Consider the following 19,455-nt stretch of genomic DNA (forward strand, 5'->3'; position numbering starts at 1 on the left):
CGGTGGCGGCAAGGCGCTCCCGTCCGAAAGAAAAAGGGCGCCGGATCTCTCCGGCGCCCCTTTGGTCTGCGATCAGTTGCGGGCCTTGTCGACCATTTTGCCCTTGGAGATCCAGGGCATCATCTCGCGCAATTTCGCACCGACCTTCTCGATCTGATGCTCGTCATTGGCGCGGCGCGAGGCTTTCAGCGTCGGCTGCCCAACGGCATTTTCCAGCATGAAGTCGCGAACGAACTTGCCTTGCTGAATGTCTGCCAGCACTTCTTTCATGCGGGCCTTGGTCTCGTCATATTTCAGAATGCGCGGGCCGGTGACGTATTGGCCGTATTCTGCGGTGTTCGAGATCGAGTAATCCATATTGGCGATGCCGCCTTCATAGATCAGGTCGACGATCAGCTTCACTTCGTGCAGGCACTCGAAATAGGCCATTTCCGGCGCGTAGCCGGCTTCCACGAGGGTCTCGAACCCGCAACGGATCAGCTCGACCAGACCGCCGCAGAGCACGGCCTGCTCGCCGAACAGGTCGGTTTCGCATTCTTCGCGGAAGTTGGTCTCGATCACGCCCGAACGACCGCCACCGATGGCCGAGCAATAGGACAGGCCGATTTCCAGCGCCTTGCCCGATGCGTTGGTGTGAACGGCCACGAGGCAGGGCACGCCGCCGCCTTTGGTGTACTCGCCGCGCACGGTATGGCCCGGGCCTTTCGGCGCCATCATAATGACGTCAACGCCGGCTTTCGGCTCGATCAGGCCGAAATGCACGTTCAGACCATGGGCGAAGGCAATCGCCGCGCCTTCACGGATATTCTCGTGAACGTATTTCTTGTAGGTTTCAGCCTGCAGCTCGTCGGGCATGGTGAACATGATGACGTCAGCCCAGGCAGCCGCTTCGGCAATGCCCATGACCTTGAGGCCTTCGCCTTCGGCTTTCCTGGCCGAGGGCGAGCCGTCACGCAGCGCGACGACAAGGTTTTTCGCACCCGAATCGCGCAGGTTCAGCGCATGGGCATGGCCCTGGCTGCCATAGCCGAGGATCGCCACTTTCAGGTTCTTGATCAGGTTCACATCGCAGTCGCGATCATAGTAAACGCGCATAACAGCACTCCCTTGCTGAAGATGGCGGCAGAATAGGAATATTTTTTGCAGGCCGCGTTCAAAATTCACCCCGATCAATGCTGGATGAATATTTTCATTCTCAATTTTACCAATATGTGAAATGATCATGCGATGACTGTGACACTTGACGATACCGACCGCCGCATCCTGCGCCATTGGCTGGCCGAGCCCGATCTTGCCCGGGCCGAGCTGGCGACGCGCGCCGGCGTGACGCAGGCAACGCTCTGGCGCCGGGTGGAGCGGTTGCGCGAGGCCGGCATCCTGCGCGGTGAGACGCTGGTGATCGACTGGCGCGCGCTTGGCTATGAGGTGGAAGTGTCCCTGCGCTTCACCCTCGACAAGACCGATCCGCGCGCCTTTGACGATTTCACAGAGGCCGCCCGCGCCGTGCCAGAGGTGCTGGCGATCGAGACCTTCCTTGGCCGTGTCGATGTGCGGCTGAACGTGATCGCGCGCGACATGCTGCACTGGACCGAGGTTTACCGGGAAAAAATCCTTGCCCTGCCCCATATTTCAGAAGTTGATGCGCTGATGCTGATTTCTACCATCAAGGATGACAGCGCATTGCCGCTGTAATGCATCATTCTTCACACAGGCTTAACCCGATCCCCCACAGAATGACATTTTGAAACAGGAGACCTTTATGCTCGGATCCGCCCTTCGCATCGCGCTTTGTGCCCTTGCGCTTCAGATCCCTGGCATCGCCGCGGCAAAGATCGGGGTAAAGCTCGGCGCGCCCTGGGATGGCAAATCCGTCCCCGCCGGGCAGCAATGCGCGCTTGATGGCGGCAAGGGCGGCACCCCGCCGATGCAGGTAAGCGGGCTGCCGGAGGGAGCTGCGATGGTGGTGCTTTCCTTCAACGATCAGAGCTACAAGCCGCTGTCAAAGGGCGGCGGGCATGGGCAGATCGGCTTTGCCGTCTCGGGAAAACAGGCCAGCCTTCCCTCGGTGCCGGGGATGACGAAAAAACTCCCGGGCGGTGCGACGGTGGTAAAAAAGGCAAAATCCAAAGGGAAATACGCCTCGCCCGGATATCTTCCGCCCTGTTCCGGCGGCAAGGGTCACAGCTATACCGTCGATGTGACGGCGCTGGATGCCAAAGGCAAAGCGCTTGAAAGCGTGACCATCGGCATCGGGCGCTACTGAGGCCCTGGGCGGCGTTTCGGGAAAGAAAGCGGCATGGCGGCAGCAGAACTCGACGACAGTGACCGCGCCATCCTGCGCGAACTGGTGGGCGACGCGACCAGTGGCGCGGGTGAGATCGGGCGACGGCTCGGTCTGTCGCAGCCCGCCACCTGGCGACGGATCCGGCGGCTGGAAGAGGCCGGGGTGATCAAAGGCCGCCGGGTCGAGGTCGACCGCGCCAGCCTCGGCTTTGGCGTGACGGTGTTTCTGGGCATCAAACTGGCAACCAGGGGCCGCGTCAGCCTGGAAGATTTCGAACGCGCCGCCACCGCCATCCCCGAAGTACAGATGGTGCAGCATGTGCTGGGCCTTTTTGATTACCGCCTGCGCGTCGTCGCCCGCGATCTGGCGGATTTCGAACGTGTGCTCAGACGCCGGGTGATGACGCTGCCCGGCGTCGGCAATGTCGAGGCCAATGTGGTCCTGACCGAGGAGCGTCGGCCCGGCCCTTTCGGCTAACTCTGCACTGGCTAAGCCCGGCGCGCAGCGCTAGCGTCGCCCTGCCACAGGAGGAAAGCCATGAAACTGCCGCATGACCATATCGACCCCGAGGGCCTTGAGGAATTCTCGGTCGTTTTCACCGACCGCTCGCTGAACCATATGTCGGCGCGGTTCCGGCAGGTGATGCGCGATGTCTCGACCTGGCTTGGCGAGGTCTATAACGGCTCGGCGGTGGCGCTGGTGCCGGGCGGCGGCACCTATGCGATGGAATCGGTTGCCCGGCAATTCGGGCGCGGCCGGGCGCTGGTGATCAGGAATGGTTTCTTCTCCTTCCGCTGGAGCCAGATTTTCGACATGGGCGGCTTCGCGCAGGAGGTGCAGGTTGCGATGGCACGGGCTGCCGGGAATGGCGCGACCTCTCCCTTCGCGCCGCCGCCGGTCGAGGAAGTCGCCGCGAAAATCCGCGAGATGCGCCCCGATGCGGTCTTTGCCCCGCATGTTGAAACCGCCTCCGGGATCATCCTGCCCGATGACTATATCCGGCAGATCGGCGAGGCCGCGCGCGAGGTGGGCGCGCTCTTTGTGCTCGATTGCATCGCCTCGGGCACGATCTGGGTCGATATGGCGGCACTGAATGTCGATGTGCTGATCTCGGCGCCGCAAAAGGGCTGGTCCTCCTCGCCCGCCGCCGGGATCGTGGTGCTGGGCCCGCGCGGCGAGGAACGGCTGGCCACCAGCGATTCCAACAGCTTCGCGCTGGATCTTAAGAAATGGCGCGCGATTATGAAAGCCTATGAGGATGGCGGCCATGCCTATCACGCCACCATGCCCACCGATGCGATCCTCGCCTTCCGCGATGCGATGAAGGAGACCCGCGACATGGGTTACGCCGCCGCGAAAGAGGCGCAATGGGAGCTTGGGCGCAAGGTCCGCGCCGGGCTGGCCGCGCGCGGCATCCGCTCGGTCGCGGCCGATGGCTATGCGGCCCCCGGCGTGGTGGTCAGCTATACCGAGGATCCGGCCATCCAGAACGGCGCCAAATTCCGCGCCGAGGGCGTGCAGATCGCCGCCGGTGTGCCCCTGCAGATCAATGAGGGCGAGGCCTTCCGCAGCTTCCGCCTCGGGCTTTTCGGCCTCGACAAGCTGAAGGATGTCGACGGCACGGTGGCGCGGCTGACCCGCGCACTGGACAAGGTGATCTGACGGATCAGGGGGCCGCAAGGCCCCCTTTTTTTCAGCTTTTCAGCCCGGTCTCACGCAGCAGACCGCGCCGTTTGGCCTCGTAATAATAGCCCTTGGCATACCACATCTCGGCCCGGTCCTGGCTGCCATCCGAGACCATCCAGGCGCCGCGCAGATATTTTCCGGCATATTGCAGATTGGTCTCGGCATTCAGCAGCCCCTCGGGCGCGCCTCTGTAGCCCATGGTCTTTGCCGTCTGCGGATGGATCTGCAACAGCCCGTAATAGGGCCCGTTGCGCGCCGCCGGATTATAGCCGCTTTCGCGCTTGATCATCCGGTGCAAAAGGCTTTCGGGGATTTCGTGGATCGCGGCATATTTGCGGATCAGCGCCCGCATCTCGGGCGTCTCACCCGCATTCAGCCCCTGCGCGGGCGGCGGCTCGGCCTGGGCGGGTTTGCGGCGCCCACAGGCGGCAAGGCCCAACGGCGCGACAAGGGCAAGGGCAAGCAAAGCGCGGCGATCCGGTCGCATCCTGGGGGCCTTTGGCAAGGGGGGCGCCGGGCGAAGACCCGGCAGCTTTCGCGCGGGTGTAAGCCCTGGCCCCGCTTCCGGCAAGAGGCCGCCCGGGGCCCGCATCAGGACCGGCAGAGTGCCGCCCGCCCCCATTGTCATGTCCATGTTTCACTCAGCCGCCAGGAAGGGGGGACCCCATGGTGGCCTTACAGTCACCAGGGGGTTGCACAGGGGTCGCGCCCATATATAGTCGGCTCGTCCGGAACCGTGGGAGGATAGCGGAATGCCTGTCTTCAGGCCCTGCCCTTCCCCGCCGGACCGACCGGGCCAAATGCGGTGCGGCCAGACCAGCTGAAGGCAGGAGCCGACGGAGATGGAAGGCAGAAGCAGAGCTCAGTTCGTGGCACAGGCCGGTTCTCCGGCGGCGCCCGTGTTCCCTGCGGCTTTCCGCCCGTGCCCTGGCACTGTGCCGCAATATCCGGGCCAGAGCTGGCCGCAACCCGATGGCAGCCGGCAGAGCCGGAGCAGCCACCGATCCTTTCCCCGATATATCAGGGCGCGTGCAGGTCACGCGCCTTTTTCTTTTTCTCCCGCCGGCAATGCCGGCATTCTTACCACCGCTGGCAATGCCGGCATTCGTACCACAGCCGGCAATGCCGGCATTCGTACCACAGCCGGCAATGCCGGCAATCCTGCCACCGCCGGCATTGCTGGCACTTGTTCCGTCCGGACAGCGAGGCTCCGGCCGGATGTCAGAGAGTAGCAAAAGATGGCGATACAAACCCTTGTCCTGAATTCGGATTTCCGCCCGCTTTCGTGCAATCCGCCCTCCTCCTGGCACTGGAAGGATGCGGTGACGGCCATCATCCTGAACCGGGTTAGCCTTGTGGCCGAATATGACCAGGTGGTGCGCTCTCCCAGCGTGACGATGCGGGTGCCGAGCGTGGTGGCGCTGAAGCAATATCAGCGGCTGGATGGCTGGCCGGCCTTTACCCGCTTCAACATCTATTGCCGCGATAAATGGCTCTGCCAGTATTGCGGCCGGCGGTTTTCCTCGGACGCGCTGACCTTCGACCATGTTCAACCGAGGTCTCGCGGCGGCAAGTCATCCTGGGAGAATATCGTCGCCGCCTGCGCCCCCTGCAACCATCGCAAGGCGAACCGCACCCCCTCCGAGGCCGGGATGAAGCTCCTGCGCCCGCCTTACACTCCCACCCGCCGCGAACTGGTCATGGCCGCCCCCCGCTACCCGCAATCGGACGTGCATCACAGCTGGCTCGACTTCCTCTATTGGGACAGCGAGCTGGAAAGCTGACCGGCGCTCCCGTGGATGTTTTGTAAAACACACCATAACCTGCATTCCCCAAGTGGCGTGTCGTTTGAGGTGAAGATCGCCTGTATCCGAGCGCTAGACAAGGATTTTCTGCCGCAAGCGGCACCTGCGGTCGCGCAGACTGCTGGATCTGGACGGATCAGACCGCGAAGCCGCTGTTTCCTTGCCCAGGGGCGGCGTTTTTCAGCGCAGCGGACAGATCTGTCCAGCCGCTTTCGTTCAGTTTGAGCGTGGATCGCGATCATGCGCATAGCGGTGGCGCTCGCAATCGGCGGATAGCGGCGAGGATGGCGCGTACCATCGTGCCGGTGACAGCGACCTCGGCCAGCTGGAAGGTGATGGTGCGGGCGTGACGGACCACACGTGCCCCGATCTTGATCAGCTTCAGTTGCAGGCTGGTCAACGACCAGTCGGCCATGGCCTCGGGCAGCTCGATGCAGCGCAAGAAGGTGGCCAGGTTGTACGCCAGGGCGTGCAGTTGCAGCCGCACCTCATTGTCGCGGAACTTCCGGCACGACAGCCGCGTCCAGCGAAAGGCGTATTTGCCCTCTTTGATGTGCTGCTCGGCGGTGCCGCGCTGGTTGTAGAACCGCACCACCCAGTCCGGCTCCATCGGCAGGTTGGTGACGATGAAGCCGACACGCGGGAACAGTTCGCCCGGATGCCATTCGATCTTGGCGATCACCCGGCGTTCCTTGTCCCAGGACGCCGCCTGATACTCGAATTCCTCGAAGAACCGCTTGACCTTGGTCAGTGACGGCCGCCCGACAGGGCGCGTTAGCCGATGCGCGATCTTGTCCTTGAGGACCGCGTTTGCGGGCAGCCGGATGGCGTAGAAGAACCGCGCTTCTTCCAATCGCTCATAGATCGCCGGGATCGCGTAGGCAGCATCGGCCCGGAAGAACCTGCCACCAAGGTCGCGCTCCGCGTAGCGCGCAATGACGGGGTCGAGAACATCACGCCAGCCATCGGCGCTGTGGACGTTGCCATGGCGCAGGGCGCAGCGTTCCAGCATCCCGAACTGGTTGAACAGAAAGTTGGGGTGATAGCAGCTACAGTCGAAATGGCCATTCCAGGCAGACCCTTCCTGGTCGCCATGGGTCGGGCTGACCGAGCTGTCCATGTCCAGAACGATGTACTTCAGCCCGTTACGGTCATGGAACCGGTCGATCCATTGCCCGTTCAGGTCGGCCAGCGCGGCACGGTTCCCGGCCAGAGCCAGCGTCTCGGTCTCGAACCGTCCCATCTGCGATGCCGAGGCCGCTTGTGCATCGACCGCTCTGCCGCCGACAACTTGGCGCATGACCGGATCGCAGGCGAGACGGTTGGCGTCGTTGACATCCTCGTATCCGGCCAGCCGCCCAAAGACTGATTGCCGGAACAGGCCGTCGAGCCGATGGACCGTGTTCTTGCCAGAGCGAGTATCGCGCAGCGCCGCTGACGCCAAATCGGACAACCCGAGCGCGTCATCAAGCTCGCGCATCACCAGAAGGCCGCCGTCGGAACTGAGCTGCGTGCCGCGAAATTCCAGCCGCACGCGAGGGTCGAAATCCACCCGATCTGCCCGTTGCAAGCCCGCACCCTCTGGGTGATCCATGAAACGCGCCCCTCGCAGCCTTCAACACCATGTTTTATATAGGAAATATAATGGTCAGGACAGCGAAATCAGCGCCTTACTTGGGAAATGTGGGCATAAATCTCACCAAAGCGGGGTTTGTGGTGCATGAAATGACGCATCGGATTCACATTTTGCCGGTTTTCGGCAAAAGATATACCTATTTAAGGTTCGCAGCGAAATGTAAGGGAAGGAAGTGAAGCGTAACCGCTTGGCTCCCACTGCCTGACTCAGCCGATGCTACAACCTGTAGGGGACATGCGTAGGCGGGTTGTTAGCGCCTTCAAGAATGTCGGTTCCCTCGGCTTCGTCGCCCGGACCCTCGACGAAGATTGCGATCTGCACGAAGCAGTCCTAATCAAAGATGACCTCATCTACGGCACGATCGTCACCGTCCATGCTGGTCAACACGAGGCATCACCGCGCTTATCGATGACGGCATCATCGAGCGGAAGGACATGCTGCTCACTGCTGCTGGTGCCGCAGACGCGACATGGAGTAAGTTCTTCCAACAGTTCGATTCACACCGTCCGGTTATTGAATGCTTCAAGGCCAAGGCGTCCGCATTGCCAAGCGGACGGTGAAGGTGGCACTTATTTATATGGTTATACCCAAGTCGGGGGCAGATTTCCCCGTCAACGAGCTCTGCGATGATGCCGCCGAAATGCTTATCGACAACTCTGATCATACTCTCTATTTTTCGGATTGATCCGCTGAAAAATATTAAAATTAACAGGATTGGATAAAAATCCACCGATGGATATGAATCATAGGTATCGACGGTAATCGTTGCTCACCGATTCACCCTCATTCAGGTGCTTCAGCACCGCACCAACCGAACGTGCCGCCCTAATGGGAATTGGTAGGTGCTGGTTCATCTGGGTTGAGTTCCAGTTTATTTTTTAACGAAAAATTTCCTCCGCCAACTGCTCTATCGTGCTGTCTCCGCCTGGGTGGAGGCAAATTAGAAGTGGGTTCGGGTCGTATGCTCCTGGGCAGGTTCCATAATATAGTATGCTGCCAGTCATATAAAGAATTCCATTTTTTCCAATCTCAACGTAGGTTCCTCTCATAACCGGGTAATCGCCATAGCGGAGAACGCGAACGTCATAGGGTTCTTGCACCCACACAAGATCTCGGAATTCAATGCCTTCGGCGTCTAAAGCCTCAAAAATGCCATCTGCCTCCTCCTCGCGAAAACGCGATGTCTTCATCACCACAACGCGGGCTGGCGTTGCTCTATGATGTGCTCTGTAAGCCGAAAGAACGCTCTCGACCAAACTACGAGCATCTTCTTGGGTCATATAGGAGTGGCGGCCTCGGCTCTCGGTGTGGGCACGCTTTCCCTTTAGGATGAAGCCTCGACCACGCTCATCGAACATTTGTGCAGCACTTGTGAAGAGCTGCTGCCCGCCGACCTCCCTGTAAAAGCTTACACCCACGTAGCAAGCCGTGTATTCCGCTTCGCGAGGTAATCGTCGCCAAGGAATGCGGCCGCTGCCCTTGTAGTAAAGCGTGGTCTTTAGGTTCCAGGTCCGGTCTGCGAGTGACTGAATGTCACGAGAGCAGCTCTCTTTCACTTTTCTTGAGACCTTGCCCAGAAGCGAACGAACGTGCGCCGCACGACGGGAAGGCCGAGCTGTTCGCCGCACAGTTGAAACATGTCACCGGGCAGCGCTGCCATGGTGTTGGTTGCGATATCACGCGCATTGGTGCCGGTGAGTTCGGCCAGGACCAGGCCAGCGCTCGACGGGCGATATCTCCCCGGCTCGAAGGCATCTGACAGCCGAAAGTTATGATCGGCCATCAGTTTGAGCAGGTCGAACGCCTTGACCTGGTCGGGGACATGCAATTCGGCAAGAACAGCATTATGACGGCGGCAGACGACTACGGGGCGCAACAGCCAAGACCAGCGAAGGCGCGCCGCGAACGGTCTGACGAAACATCAGGGGGTCAAAATTGCTCGCCGATACACAGCGAAAAGGCAACGGATCGACGGCATCGCAGGGCGGCTGCTGGAAATGGGTTAGAGTGGGACGAGTAGTTCAAAGCAGCTCTTGGCCAAGCACGGCATCTGGATTACCCAAGCCTCATGGCTGTTACACTCATCTCACTTCGTGATCTGGCAGAGGCGCGCTTCGATGACATCATCGATGTGCGGTCGCCGTCAGAGTTTGCCGCCGATCATCTGCCGGGTGCGGTCAATTTGCCTGTCCTGGATGATGAGGAACGTGCCCGTGTCGGCACCATCTATAAGCAGATATCGCCCTTTGATGCGCGCAAACTGGGGGCTGCGCTGATTTCGCGCAATGTCGCGGGGCATCTTGAGGGGCCACTTGCCGACAAACCGGGCGGCTGGCGGCCCCTGATATATTGCTGGAGGGGCGGACAGCGTTCGGGTTCCATGGCCACGATCCTGTCTCAGATCGGCTGGCGGGCCGAGATTGTTCACGGCGGCTATAAATCATGGCGCGGACTGGTTGTCAGAACGCTGGAAGCGGATCCTCCGGCGCGTGTTATCCTGCTCGATGGCAATACCGGCTCCGCCAAGACAGAGCTTCTTCACCTTCTTGCGGTGCGTGGCATTCAGATCATCGATCTTGAGGGGCTTGCGAACCACAGGGGATCGCTCTTCGGCAACCGGGGGCCGCAACCATCGCAGAGGATGTTCGAGGGCAGGCTCGCGCAGGTTCTGGCGGATCTGGACCCCACGCGCCCGGTGGTGATCGAGGCGGAAAGCTCGGCCATCGGCCAGTGCCAGATTCCGGCACGGCTCTGGAAAGCGATGTGCGGCGCGGCGAGGATCGAGGTGCAGGCTCCGGCAGATGAGCGCGCCCGCTATCTTGCCCGCACCTATGCCGAGCTGACGGCCGCCCCCGACAGGCTGGCAATGACAATAGATCAGCTGCGTCCATTTCATTCGGCGGAACATATTGCCGAATGGCATATCATGGCTGCGCGCTCGGATTATGTTTCTCTCGCTGAATCTCTGATCTTAGCCCATTACGATCCTCGCTATGCGAAGCACCGGGCTCGAAGCGGTATTTCCCGTCAGGTCGTCTTTACTGAAAACCTCGATGCGGCCAGGCTGATTTCAGCAGCAGACCGGCTGACTGCGGAAGTGCTGCGCGCGTAGACGGTACAGGCGCATCGTAACCATACTCAACCGGCCTCGAAGGAATGCAGATGATACCTCAAACGGTTCTTATTGGGCTTGTCGTCGCACTTGTTGGATATTTCTTGCAGCAAAGAGCGTGGAAGCATACAAAAAAGGAATAAATAAGACAAAAAGAGTACGAAGCATGCATGGCGATTATATCATCACTTTCCGAAGCCGCAGACAAAAGAATATCCACCATTGAAGTATTTTTATCACAAGTAAATCGAAAAACGAACAATGATGAATCGCGAAAAATTTATAGCGATTCGGTACAGCAATGAATGTACTCATTCTCATCATTTAAGTCGAAAATATTTCACCATTTTGGTCAAAATAAAATGCTCGAATTCGAGAACACCATCCATAGAATAATTCAGGAAGTTAGCGATATCATATTGAGAACTGACAGACTGGGGAAGGAAAACCTCAGCTCCAAAGATCTGCCGGAACACAAACAAGCTTCCAGAAAACTCAGCGTTACGAGGCGCTCCGCCTATAATTTCTTAACTACCCTCGACACAATGACAGCCGAAGAAAAGCAGGAAGATTTGCACTTTATGATAATATTTATGCAGGTCGGATTGACTTAATATCAAAAACCTATCTCATCCAACGGCTCTTGGGTATTCGATCATAACCCTCAATAGCAATCCCCATCCGATAGCTTACCCTTGACGCCCATCCTGGAGCGATAACTCTTGCAATTTCAATTATTTCCATAGGATCACTTGCCGGATACCCCCTAGATGACTCATAGGCCTTCCACACAGCCTTTGGAAATGGAAGTGGGAATAGTGATGCTACAAACGCAGCTTGAACCTTGTTAAGGCGTGATGCATTCAAATTAAATATCTTAAGAGCCGAAATTTCGCAACCCTCAATACGATACCCCAAGTATGCATTATGAATATAGTAATTAAAAGTACTTTTCTTCGAAACATGCATTCCCAATAAAATCGCAAGAATAATTTCACGAAGTTTTCGCGAAACTGTACGCTCATATCTTCCAAGTGATATCCTTACCACCTGCTGATCAATCGTGCTAATTCCGCTTATCTTCCCGCGAAAAATCAGGCGGCGAATTGCCCTTATTCTTGATCGAAACTCGAATCCTTTATGCTAAAAAATCGCCTGCCCTCCAAACATAACGTTGCAACTTCAAAGTTTGTCAAATCGACATCGAAGGCCGATATGGAGTGACCACAAGACCAAGAATTATCGATACTGTCAGAAATATCTATTTTTATGTTATCTATATTCACATTGAGGGAAATAAGGAAATTTTTAATTCCCAATTTTACGATTGGACCGCGAATACTGCTTTCACGCAATCTCAATCACGCACCTCATATGAGTATTGACCTAGTCTCGACTACTGAATTTACGAATTCCTCACAAAAATAACTCCTTCACTTCAATATGCAAGGTCGATAGCAGGAAGTCATGGTGACGACGCCCACGACGAACTAAAGAAGGCGCAATCTAACGCCGTTGCTTTCTGAAGGGCCCCATCCACGGGGCAGCTCACTCTTTGCTACGACCGTACAGTCGCCACCGGCAATGTCGTTGCAAACACACTATGGTGCATCTGCCGCCACGAGAAGCCCCTAGAGCAAAATCTGACCAGGCCATCGATTCCGCCCCTAAAAAATTTCAATTTTTTTGACGAATCGTTCAGATTCCGACACGCGCCAGCGCGCCGGAGTCCATCATACATTACCATACAAAAAGACCCGCCTTACCATACATGGAGGCGGGCCTTCTTTTCTAAGCGCTTTGTTTTACTAGAAAAAACCAAGCGAAAAAATGGTGGGCGATAACGGATTTGAACCGCTGACATCTTCGATGTGAACGAAGCGCTCTACCGCTGAGCTAATCGCCCGATGGGGGGCTTTTAGCTATCCTCTCCGGCATCTGCAAGGGCCTCTTTGCCCCCTGCCTCTTTCTTTTGGCCAGCGTTTTTCACTTTTACGGTCAGCACCGCCCCGCCGGTTTTATCCGCCGATTTCACCACCTTGAGCCTGCCAAGCCCGGGCAGGTTCAGCTCTTCCCCGGCGGCCAGTGCGGCGCCCAGAACGGCCAGTACCGCCTCGGACACTTCGCGCTGCGTCTTTTTCGGAGCGTCGCTCTGTTCCGCGACCCGCACCAGCAGCTCTTTCAGCTTGATCCCCGAGGATTTCACTCTGGCCTCCGGCGCGGTCGTGGTGTCCGCGGCCCCCTCTCCCTCCGGCGCGGCCGGCGCCTTCATCGCAGGGCTCGCCTTCGGTTTCGCCGGAGTTTTACGCGCTGGCATGGCCAATTTCCCGCATATGTTACAACTGAGCCGAGCTTAGCCGCCCGCCTTGCCGCTTGCCATTGAAATTGCCATGGCGCGCCAACAAAACGGCGCGGCAGGGGGGCCTGCCGCGCCGCATCTGCTTCAGCCGTTCAGGGCTGTGATCAATGGGCGACCTGGGCGCGGTCGCTGCCTGCAGCCGCGCGGGCGGCGGCGGCGGCTTCCTCGGCGGCCTCGTCCCAGTCAACCGGCTCGGGCTGACGGGTCAGGGCGCGCGCCAGAACCTCGCGCACATGGGTCACCGGCACGATCTCCAGCCCCTCTTTCACATTGGCCGGGATCTCGGCGAGATCCTTCTCGTTTTCTTCGGGGATGAACACCGTGCGGATGCCGCCCCGAAGTGCCGCGAGCAGTTTCTCTTTCAATCCACCGATCGGCATTGCATTACCGCGCAAGGAAACTTCGCCCGTCATCGCGATATCCTTACGGACCGGAATACCAGTCAGCGCCGAGACAATCGCCGTCACCATCGCAAGCCCGGCCGAGGGACCGTCCTTCGGCGTCGCCCCGTCCGGCACATGGACATGGATGTCCACAGTGTCGAATTTCGGCGGCTTGATGCCGAGTTGCGGGCTGATCGAGCGCACATAGGAAGACGCCGCGTCGATGGATTCCTTCATCACATCGCCGAGTTTGCCGGTCGTCTTCATCCGCCCCTTGCCAGGGAGTTTCAGCGCCTCGATATGCAAGAGATCGCCGCCCACGGAGGTCCAGGCCAGGCCGGTCACCACGCCGACCTGATCCTCTTTCTCGGCCAGACCGTAGCGATACCGTTGCACACCGAGATAGTCCTCGGATTTCGCGGGCGTCACATCGACGGATTTCGACTGGCCTTTCAGGATCTCGGTCACCGCTTTACGCGCCAGTTTCGCGATCTCGCGTTCCAGATTCCGCACCCCTGCCTCGCGCGTGTAATAGCGGATAACATGGTTCAGCGTCTCATCGGGAACCGCAAATTCGCCTTTCTTCAGACCATTCGCCTTGATCTGCTTCGGCAGCAGATATTGCTTCGCGATCTCGCGTTTCTCGTCTTCGGTATAACCCGAAAGCGGGATGATCTCCATCCGGTCCAACAGCGGCCCCGGCATGTTGTAGGAATTCGCCGTGGTGATGAACATCACGTTCGAGAGGTCATATTCGACCTCCAGATAGTGGTCCACGAAGGTGCCGTTCTGTTCCGGATCCAGCACCTCCAGCAGCGCAGATGCCGGATCGCCCCGGAAATCCTGGCCCATCTTGTCTATTTCATCGAGCAGGATCAGCGGGTTGGTGGTTTTCGCCTTTTTCAGCGCCTGGATGATCTTGCCGGGCATCGAGCCGATATAGGTCCGCCGGTGACCGCGGATCTCGGATTCGTCGCGCACACCGCCAAGCGAGATGCGGATGAATTCACGACCCGTGGCTTTCGCGACCGAGCGGCCAAGCGAGGTTTTCCCCACGCCGGGCGGGCCGACGAGGCAGAGGATCGGGCCTTTCAGCTTCGTCGCCCGCGCCTGCACGGCGAGATATTCGACGATGCGTTCCTTGACCTTTTCCAGACCGTAATGGTCACCATCCAGCACCTTCTGCGCGGCAGGCAGATCCTTCTTGGTGCGCGACTTCACGCCCCATGGCACGCCGAGGAGCCAGTCGAGATAGTTCCTGACAACAGTGGCCTCGGCCGACATCGGCGACATCGACTTCAGCTTTTTGACCTCGGCTTCGGCCTTCTCCTTTGCCTCTTTCGAGAGCTGGGTCTTACGGATCCGCTCTTCCAGTTCGGCAATCTCGTTCTGGCCGTCCTCGCCGTCGCCAAGCTCCTTCTGAATGGCCTTCATCTGCTCATTCAGGTAGTATTCGCGCTGCGTTTTCTCCATCTGGGTTTTCACCCGGGTCTTGATCTTTTTCTCGACCTGGAGGACGGAAAGCTCGCCCTGCATCTGGCCGTAAACCTTCTCAAGCCGCTCGGCGATCACCAGCGTTTCAAGCAGATCCTGTTTCTGCGCCACATCGACGCCCAGATGGCCGGCCACCAGGTCAGCGAGGCGCGCCGGCTCGCGGGTGTCAGAGACCGCAGCCATCGCCTCTTCGGGGATGTTCTTCTTGATCTTGGCGTAACGTTCGAACTCTTCTCCGACCGCGCGCAAGAGCGCATCGACCGCCGCCTGATCGCCGATCTCTTCTTCCAGCGGCGCGACGCTCGCCTCGAAATAAGACGGGTTCTCGATGAATTCGGTGATTTTCACGCGCGACTTGCCCTCCACCAGCACCTTGACGGTGCCATCGGGCAGTTTCAGCAGCTGGAGCACATTCGCCAGCACGCCCGTCCGGTAGATCCCTTCGGGTGAAGGGTCGTCAACGGTCGGGTCAAGCTGACTGGACAGGAGGATCTGGCGATCATCCTGCATCACCTCTTCCAGCGCCCGCACCGATTTTTCCCGGCCAACGAAAAGCGGCACGATCATATGAGGGAAAACCACGATGTCGCGGAGCGGCAGGACGGGGTAAGTGGAGGTTTTCATATCGCTCATCATTCATCCTTCATTCTGGCAGAGGGTGCGGCCCCGGGTATCGGCAGCCATCGTCCTCTCCATCGGATTGCCTGTTAATCTGTGTTTGCCACAGTATGAATTCAAGTCCGCCCTGTCGCTGGGTCAGCAAGGCAGAATAGCGAGCAGACGTTTCTCTGCAAGTGGAAAGGAGGCCCCGTCTGAGAATGAGCGAGACCGGGAGAAGTCAGCGGGAAGATCGCGCCAGCTCCGCTCGGGCGCGCGGGCCTGGGCGCGAAAATGACAGCCTGCGGGAAAATTTCCCGCACCCGGCCTGCCGCCCCTGTCAGCGGCGTCAGAGGTCCGGCCACAATTCCCGGCGGGGACCCCGGGGAAGGCAAGCGGTCGGGGACGATCCGCCTGCCCGGTCAGGTCGCCCTGACCGCCACACAGCCCGAAAGCATACCTTTCTCGCCTTTGGCGGTGTTTTTTATGCAAAACTTGTCCTTACCCCTGAAACCGGCGGCGGACGTGTAAATGATCACGTCTTTCGCGAGGCTGATCGTGGCACCCTGGTCAGGGTCATTTCGGTCGCAGGCACGCAGCGTTTCCCGTCTTCACAGATGAAACCCGGATAGCCGATCCGGCAGCCGCCATCCTTGCCCGACATCTCGAAACTGCCATGGCCATTGCTCCAGCCGCGGCCATTGCCGCCGGAGCATTCCGCCTGAGCGGCGGAGGCGAGCGTCATCGCCATAAGAGAAAATGCCGCGAAAACGGCTTTTCCTGTCATGGGAACACCCCTGGTGAAGGGTCTGAAAATGCTGCAAGACAGTTGAAAAGGAAACGATATCCTGCGGAAATTTACCAGAGACCCAACCGGTCACAAAAACGGAACTGGGGCGCTTCCGGGCGGTCAGACCCTGCCCCGCAAACCGATCCGGGCTGGGATTGCCAAAGCGCGTTTAAAGGGGCTCAATATCGCCTTCGGCGCGTTTTGCATGGAAAGCGGCAACAAAGGCTGAAAGCCGCCCTGCCCCGATGGCTTCCCGCAGGCCGGACATCAGCTCCTGATAGTAATGCAGATTATGCCAGGTCAGCAGCATCGAGGCGATGATCTCCTGGCTGCGCAGCACATGATGCAGATAGGCGCGGGAATAGTTGCGGCAGGCGGGGCAGCTGCAATCCTCGTCCAGCGGGCGCGGGTCGTCCTGGTGGCGGGCGTTTTTGATATTGACCTGACCGCGCCGGGTCCAGGCCTGGCCGGTACGGCCCGAGCGTGACGGCAGCACGCAATCCATCATGTCGATGCCACGCTCGACCGCGCCGACGATATCGTCAGGCTTGCCGACCCCCATCAGATAACGCGGCTTGTCTTCCGGCAGGAAACCGGGCGCATAATCGAGGACGCCGAACATAGCCTCCTGCCCCTCGCCGACCGCCAGCCCGCCGACCGCATAGCCGTCAAAACCGATCCCGGTCAGCGCCTTCGCCGATTCTTCGCGCAGATCCCGCGTCACACCGCCCTGCATGATGCCAAACAGCGCATGGCCCGGCCGGTCGCCAAAGGCATCGCGGCTCCGCTGCGCCCATCGCATCGAAAGCCGCACCGACTTCGCGACCTCTTCCTCGGTCGCAGGCAGCGCCGGGCATTCGTCGAAACACATCACGATATCTGATCCGAGCAGTTTCTGGATCTCCATCGAGCGCTCGGGGCTCAGCATATGTTTCGAGCCATCGACATGGGAGGAAAACTTCACCCCCTCCTCGGTCAGCTTTCTGAGCCCGGCAAGGCTCATCACCTGGAAACCGCCGGAATCGGTGAGGATCGGCTTTTGCCAGTTCATAAACTTATGCAGACCGCCCAGCCGGTCGATCCGCTCTGCGCCCGGGCGCAGCATCAGGTGATAGGTGTTGCCGAGCAGGATATCCGCGCCGGTTGCCGCCACCGAATCCGGCATCATCGCCTTTACCGTCGCCGCCGTGCCGACCGGCATGAAGGCCGGCGTGCGGATATCGCCCCGGGGCGTATGGATCACCCCCAGCCGCGCCGCGCCATCTTTCGCCTTCAGTTCAAACGAGAACCGGTCCTGCATCACCATCTCCAGCCATCCCGGGGCCGGTACAGGCGCGGAAATCCGCCCGCCACCCCGCCCTTTCGCGCGGCTTCTGCCACAGATCGGCGGCATTTGCACTTGCAGAGTCGCGCCGCCTCTGCTTTACGAGAATGAACGTTCATTCACTCCACCGGGCCGCCAGCATTTCCGCCCCCCGGTATTACAGGCCTTTGGTCTTACAGACCCCCGGACACATCAGATGGACCCCGCCACCACCACGCCAGCCCATGCCCGCAGCTCCGAAATCCTGACCTCGATCCGCAGCACATTCGCGGCAAAGGGGTTCGAGGGCACTTCGATGAATGATCTCGCCCGCGCTGCCGGCATGAGCGTCGGTAATTTCTACCGCTATTTCCCGTCGAAAACCGCGATTGTCGAAGCGCTGGTCGCTCAGGATGTCGAGGAGGTGCGCGAGCAGTTCCAGCTGGTGCTCGCTGCGCCCGACAAGATGGCGGCTTTGCGCATCGGCATCGCGCAGCATCTGGAGGAAACCGGCCCCGATGATTGCCGGCTGGCGGCCGAAATCTCGGCCACCGCACTTCGGCAATCCGAGATTTCCTCGGCCTGTCAGCGGATGGAGGAGACCGTCCGCGACATGCTGATCGAGGTTTTCTCCGCCCATTCCGGCCTTTCGCCCGGCGTCTGCCGCGACCGTTATACCTCGCATGCCCGCTTTATCGTGCTTGTTCTGCGCGGATATGGCCAGCGCTCTGACCTGACCCCCGACCTGATGCTGACCGATCTCATCCAGCGCAGCATCGACCAGATCCTTGATGATATTCCCGACACCCTTTCTGACGGTTGACCGATGCGCCAGCTTCTGACGATTGCCGCCCTTGCCGCCCTGCCCGCCTGGCCGCTGATGGCCGAAGAGGGGGCACCGACGACCGCGACTGCGACCGAAATCGCCCTGCCCGCGATCCGCGTCACCAGGGTATCCGAACTGGATATGACGCAGCGCCTGATCGTCACCGGCCTGATCGCGGCGGTCGAAGAGGTCCAGGTGCAGCCCCTGATCGAGGGCCAGCCCATCGAGGAACTCCGCGCCGATATCGGCGATTATGTCGGGACCGGCACTGTCCTGGCGGTGCTGTCCTCCTCGACGCTGGAGCTGCAACGCTCGCAAAGCCTTGCAGGTCTGGCCCAGGCCCGTGCTGCGGTTGCCCAGGCCGAGGCGCAGCAGATCGAGGCCGGCGCCGCACGCGATGAGGCAAAGCGGGTGGCGGGGCGCACGGCCCGGCTGAAGGATCAGGGATCGGCATCAGAGGCGGCGCTGGACAGCACAACCGCCGCGCTGCAGGCCGCCGAGGCGCGGGTTGACCTCGCCCGCGAGGCGCTGGCGGCGGCGCATGCCCAGGCCGATCTGGCCGCGGCACAACTGGCCAATGTCGATCTGATGCTGACCCGGACCGAGGTGAGGGCCCCCTATGCCGGCCGCATCACCGCAAGGAATGCCACCATCGGCGCGGTGGCCTCGGCGCAGGGCCTGCCGATGTTCGTGCTGGAGAAAGAGGGCGCGCTTGAACTCCGCGCCGATGTGCCCGAGACCGCGATCTCGGCGCTGCAACCCGGCCAGCCGGCCAGCCTGCGCGCCGCCGGCATCCCGGATGCGCTCAGCGGCAGCCTGCGCCTGATCGAGCCCGCCATCGACGCCACCACCCGCCAGGGCCGCGCCCGAATCAGCCTGCCAGAGCGTTCCGACCTCAAGGCCGGCATGTTTGCCGAGGCGACGATCACGCTCGCCGAGGCGAGGCTCCCGGCGGTGCCGCTTTCGGCGATCGGCACCAAAGACGGCCTCGGGCAGGTGCTGCTGGTGCGCGACGGCCTGGTCGAGGAAGTGCCTGTCATCGTCACCATCCGCGACAATGGCATGGCCGGGATCGCAGAGGGCGCCCTGAAACCCGGCGATCTGGTGATCACCCGCGCCGGCGCCTTCATCCGCCCGGGCGAAAAGATCAACCCGGTCACCGACGAAGCGGCCCAGTGAG

At 60.0% G+C, this 19,455-nt stretch carries 16 protein-coding genes, 1 tRNA gene and 1 pseudogene; 8 read left to right on the top strand and 10 right to left on the bottom strand.

Features of this window, described 5'->3' with window-relative positions:
• Positions 1-72 precede the first annotated feature (72 nt).
• Positions 73-1,095 carry a ketol-acid reductoisomerase gene (gene ilvC, locus DRF71_RS06795; RefSeq protein ID WP_112310047.1) on the bottom strand — a complete coding sequence of 341 codons (1,023 nt, stop codon included), beginning with the start codon at positions 1,093-1,095 and terminating at the stop codon, positions 73-75.
• 132 nt (positions 1,096-1,227) lie between these two features.
• Between ilvC and DRF71_RS06800 the strand changes: the two genes are divergently transcribed.
• From DRF71_RS06800 to DRF71_RS06815, 4 genes are all read left to right on the top strand, one after another.
• Complete coding sequence (locus DRF71_RS06800) at positions 1,228-1,692, top strand: Lrp/AsnC family transcriptional regulator (RefSeq protein WP_112309687.1); 465 nt, start codon at positions 1,228-1,230, stop codon at positions 1,690-1,692.
• Positions 1,693-1,759: 67 nt separating this feature from the next.
• Complete coding sequence (locus DRF71_RS06805) at positions 1,760-2,263, top strand: YbhB/YbcL family Raf kinase inhibitor-like protein (protein ID WP_112310048.1); 504 nt, start codon at positions 1,760-1,762, stop codon at positions 2,261-2,263.
• A 33-nt stretch (positions 2,264-2,296) separates the two neighbouring features.
• Entirely contained in the window at positions 2,297-2,761 is a 465-nt protein-coding gene (locus DRF71_RS06810; protein WP_112309688.1) for an Lrp/AsnC family transcriptional regulator, read from the top strand.
• A gap of 60 nt (positions 2,762-2,821) precedes the next feature.
• On the top strand, positions 2,822-3,946 hold the full coding sequence (locus DRF71_RS06815; protein ID WP_112309689.1) for an aminotransferase class V-fold PLP-dependent enzyme: 1,125 nt from the start codon (positions 2,822-2,824) through the stop codon (positions 3,944-3,946).
• Between the two features lie 31 nt (positions 3,947-3,977).
• Here DRF71_RS06815 and DRF71_RS06820 read toward each other — a convergent pair whose 3' ends face one another.
• Positions 3,978-4,457, bottom strand: a complete 480-nt coding sequence (locus DRF71_RS06820; RefSeq protein WP_112309690.1) for a transglycosylase SLT domain-containing protein — start codon at positions 4,455-4,457, stop codon at positions 3,978-3,980.
• Between the two features lie 751 nt (positions 4,458-5,208).
• Here DRF71_RS06820 and DRF71_RS06825 point away from each other — a divergent pair.
• The gene (locus tag DRF71_RS06825) at positions 5,209-5,754 is read left to right on the top strand and encodes an HNH endonuclease (protein ID WP_112309691.1); all 546 of its coding nucleotides are present in this window, start codon (positions 5,209-5,211) and stop codon (positions 5,752-5,754) included.
• 259 nt (positions 5,755-6,013) lie between these two features.
• Here the strand turns inward: DRF71_RS06825 and DRF71_RS06830 are convergent, their stop codons facing one another.
• Positions 6,014-7,369 (bottom strand): IS1380-like element IS1247 family transposase, encoded by a 1,356-nt coding sequence (locus DRF71_RS06830; protein WP_006473457.1) that lies wholly within the window; start codon positions 7,367-7,369, stop codon positions 6,014-6,016.
• Positions 7,370-8,963: 1,594 nt separating this feature from the next.
• Positions 8,964-9,287: a hypothetical protein gene (locus DRF71_RS27300; RefSeq protein ID WP_157970961.1), complete on the bottom strand. Its 324-nt coding sequence runs from the start codon at positions 9,285-9,287 to the stop codon at positions 8,964-8,966.
• Positions 9,288-9,479: 192 nt separating this feature from the next.
• On the opposite strand from DRF71_RS27300, the gene mnmH reads away from it, so the two are divergent.
• Positions 9,480-10,523, top strand: a complete 1,044-nt coding sequence (gene mnmH / locus DRF71_RS06845) for a tRNA 2-selenouridine(34) synthase MnmH (RefSeq protein ID WP_112309693.1) — start codon at positions 9,480-9,482, stop codon at positions 10,521-10,523.
• Between the two features lie 624 nt (positions 10,524-11,147).
• On the opposite strand, the pseudogene DRF71_RS29370 reads toward mnmH, so the two are convergent.
• From DRF71_RS29370 to tgt, 6 genes and pseudogenes are all read right to left on the bottom strand, one after another.
• A pseudogene (locus DRF71_RS29370) lies at positions 11,148-11,654 on the bottom strand (transglycosylase domain-containing protein); the annotation flags it as partial.
• A gap of 700 nt (positions 11,655-12,354) precedes the next feature.
• Positions 12,355-12,429 (bottom strand) — tRNA-Val (locus tag DRF71_RS06860).
• Positions 12,430-12,441: 12 nt separating this feature from the next.
• Positions 12,442-12,840, bottom strand: a complete 399-nt coding sequence (locus tag DRF71_RS06865) for an HU family DNA-binding protein (protein WP_112309696.1) — start codon at positions 12,838-12,840, stop codon at positions 12,442-12,444.
• Between the two features lie 146 nt (positions 12,841-12,986).
• Positions 12,987-15,392 carry an endopeptidase La gene (lon, locus tag DRF71_RS06870; RefSeq protein WP_112310049.1) on the bottom strand — a complete coding sequence of 802 codons (2,406 nt, stop codon included), beginning with the start codon at positions 15,390-15,392 and terminating at the stop codon, positions 12,987-12,989.
• A gap of 499 nt (positions 15,393-15,891) precedes the next feature.
• Positions 15,892-16,143: a hypothetical protein gene (locus DRF71_RS06875; RefSeq protein ID WP_112309697.1), complete on the bottom strand. Its 252-nt coding sequence runs from the start codon at positions 16,141-16,143 to the stop codon at positions 15,892-15,894.
• A gap of 172 nt (positions 16,144-16,315) precedes the next feature.
• Positions 16,316-17,446, bottom strand: a complete 1,131-nt coding sequence (gene tgt / locus DRF71_RS06880) for a tRNA guanosine(34) transglycosylase Tgt (RefSeq protein WP_112310050.1) — start codon at positions 17,444-17,446, stop codon at positions 16,316-16,318.
• Positions 17,447-17,666: 220 nt separating this feature from the next.
• Between tgt and DRF71_RS06885 the strand changes: the two genes are divergently transcribed.
• Positions 17,667-18,272, top strand: coding sequence for a TetR/AcrR family transcriptional regulator (locus tag DRF71_RS06885; RefSeq protein ID WP_112309698.1), 606 nt, complete (start codon positions 17,667-17,669; stop codon positions 18,270-18,272).
• 3 nt (positions 18,273-18,275) lie between these two features.
• The gene (locus tag DRF71_RS06890; RefSeq protein WP_112309699.1) at positions 18,276-19,454 is read left to right on the top strand and encodes an efflux RND transporter periplasmic adaptor subunit; all 1,179 of its coding nucleotides are present in this window, start codon (positions 18,276-18,278) and stop codon (positions 19,452-19,454) included.
• Position 19,455 lies beyond the last annotated feature (1 nt).

The organism is Pseudogemmobacter bohemicus (genome assembly GCF_003290025.1).
In the GTDB taxonomy this organism is placed as follows: domain Bacteria; phylum Pseudomonadota; class Alphaproteobacteria; order Rhodobacterales; family Rhodobacteraceae; genus Pseudogemmobacter; species Pseudogemmobacter bohemicus.

What these genes read in the sequence shown, in the direction of transcription:
- ilvC (WP_112310047.1), bottom strand. Translation starts at nt 1,095, where the DNA reads ATGCGCGTTTACTATGATCGCGACTGCGATGTGAACCTGATCAAGAAC.
- DRF71_RS06800 (WP_112309687.1), top strand. Translation starts at nt 1,228, where the DNA reads ATGACTGTGACACTTGACGATACCGACCGCCGCATCCTGCGCCATTGG.
- DRF71_RS06805 (WP_112310048.1), top strand. Translation starts at nt 1,760, where the DNA reads ATGCTCGGATCCGCCCTTCGCATCGCGCTTTGTGCCCTTGCGCTTCAG.
- DRF71_RS06810 (WP_112309688.1), top strand. Translation starts at nt 2,297, where the DNA reads ATGGCGGCAGCAGAACTCGACGACAGTGACCGCGCCATCCTGCGCGAA.
- DRF71_RS06815 (WP_112309689.1), top strand. Translation starts at nt 2,822, where the DNA reads ATGAAACTGCCGCATGACCATATCGACCCCGAGGGCCTTGAGGAATTC.
- DRF71_RS06820 (WP_112309690.1), bottom strand. Translation starts at nt 4,457, where the DNA reads ATGCGACCGGATCGCCGCGCTTTGCTTGCCCTTGCCCTTGTCGCGCCG.
- DRF71_RS06825 (WP_112309691.1), top strand. Translation starts at nt 5,209, where the DNA reads ATGGCGATACAAACCCTTGTCCTGAATTCGGATTTCCGCCCGCTTTCG.
- DRF71_RS06830 (WP_006473457.1), bottom strand. Translation starts at nt 7,369, where the DNA reads ATGGATCACCCAGAGGGTGCGGGCTTGCAACGGGCAGATCGGGTGGAT.
- mnmH (WP_112309693.1), top strand. Translation starts at nt 9,480, where the DNA reads ATGGCTGTTACACTCATCTCACTTCGTGATCTGGCAGAGGCGCGCTTC.
- DRF71_RS06865 (WP_112309696.1), bottom strand. Translation starts at nt 12,840, where the DNA reads ATGCCAGCGCGTAAAACTCCGGCGAAACCGAAGGCGAGCCCTGCGATG.
- lon (WP_112310049.1), bottom strand. Translation starts at nt 15,392, where the DNA reads ATGAGCGATATGAAAACCTCCACTTACCCCGTCCTGCCGCTCCGCGAC.
- DRF71_RS06875 (WP_112309697.1), bottom strand. Translation starts at nt 16,143, where the DNA reads ATGACAGGAAAAGCCGTTTTCGCGGCATTTTCTCTTATGGCGATGACG.
- tgt (WP_112310050.1), bottom strand. Translation starts at nt 17,446, where the DNA reads ATGCAGGACCGGTTCTCGTTTGAACTGAAGGCGAAAGATGGCGCGGCG.
- DRF71_RS06885 (WP_112309698.1), top strand. Translation starts at nt 17,667, where the DNA reads ATGGACCCCGCCACCACCACGCCAGCCCATGCCCGCAGCTCCGAAATC.
- DRF71_RS06890 (WP_112309699.1), top strand. Translation starts at nt 18,276, where the DNA reads ATGCGCCAGCTTCTGACGATTGCCGCCCTTGCCGCCCTGCCCGCCTGG.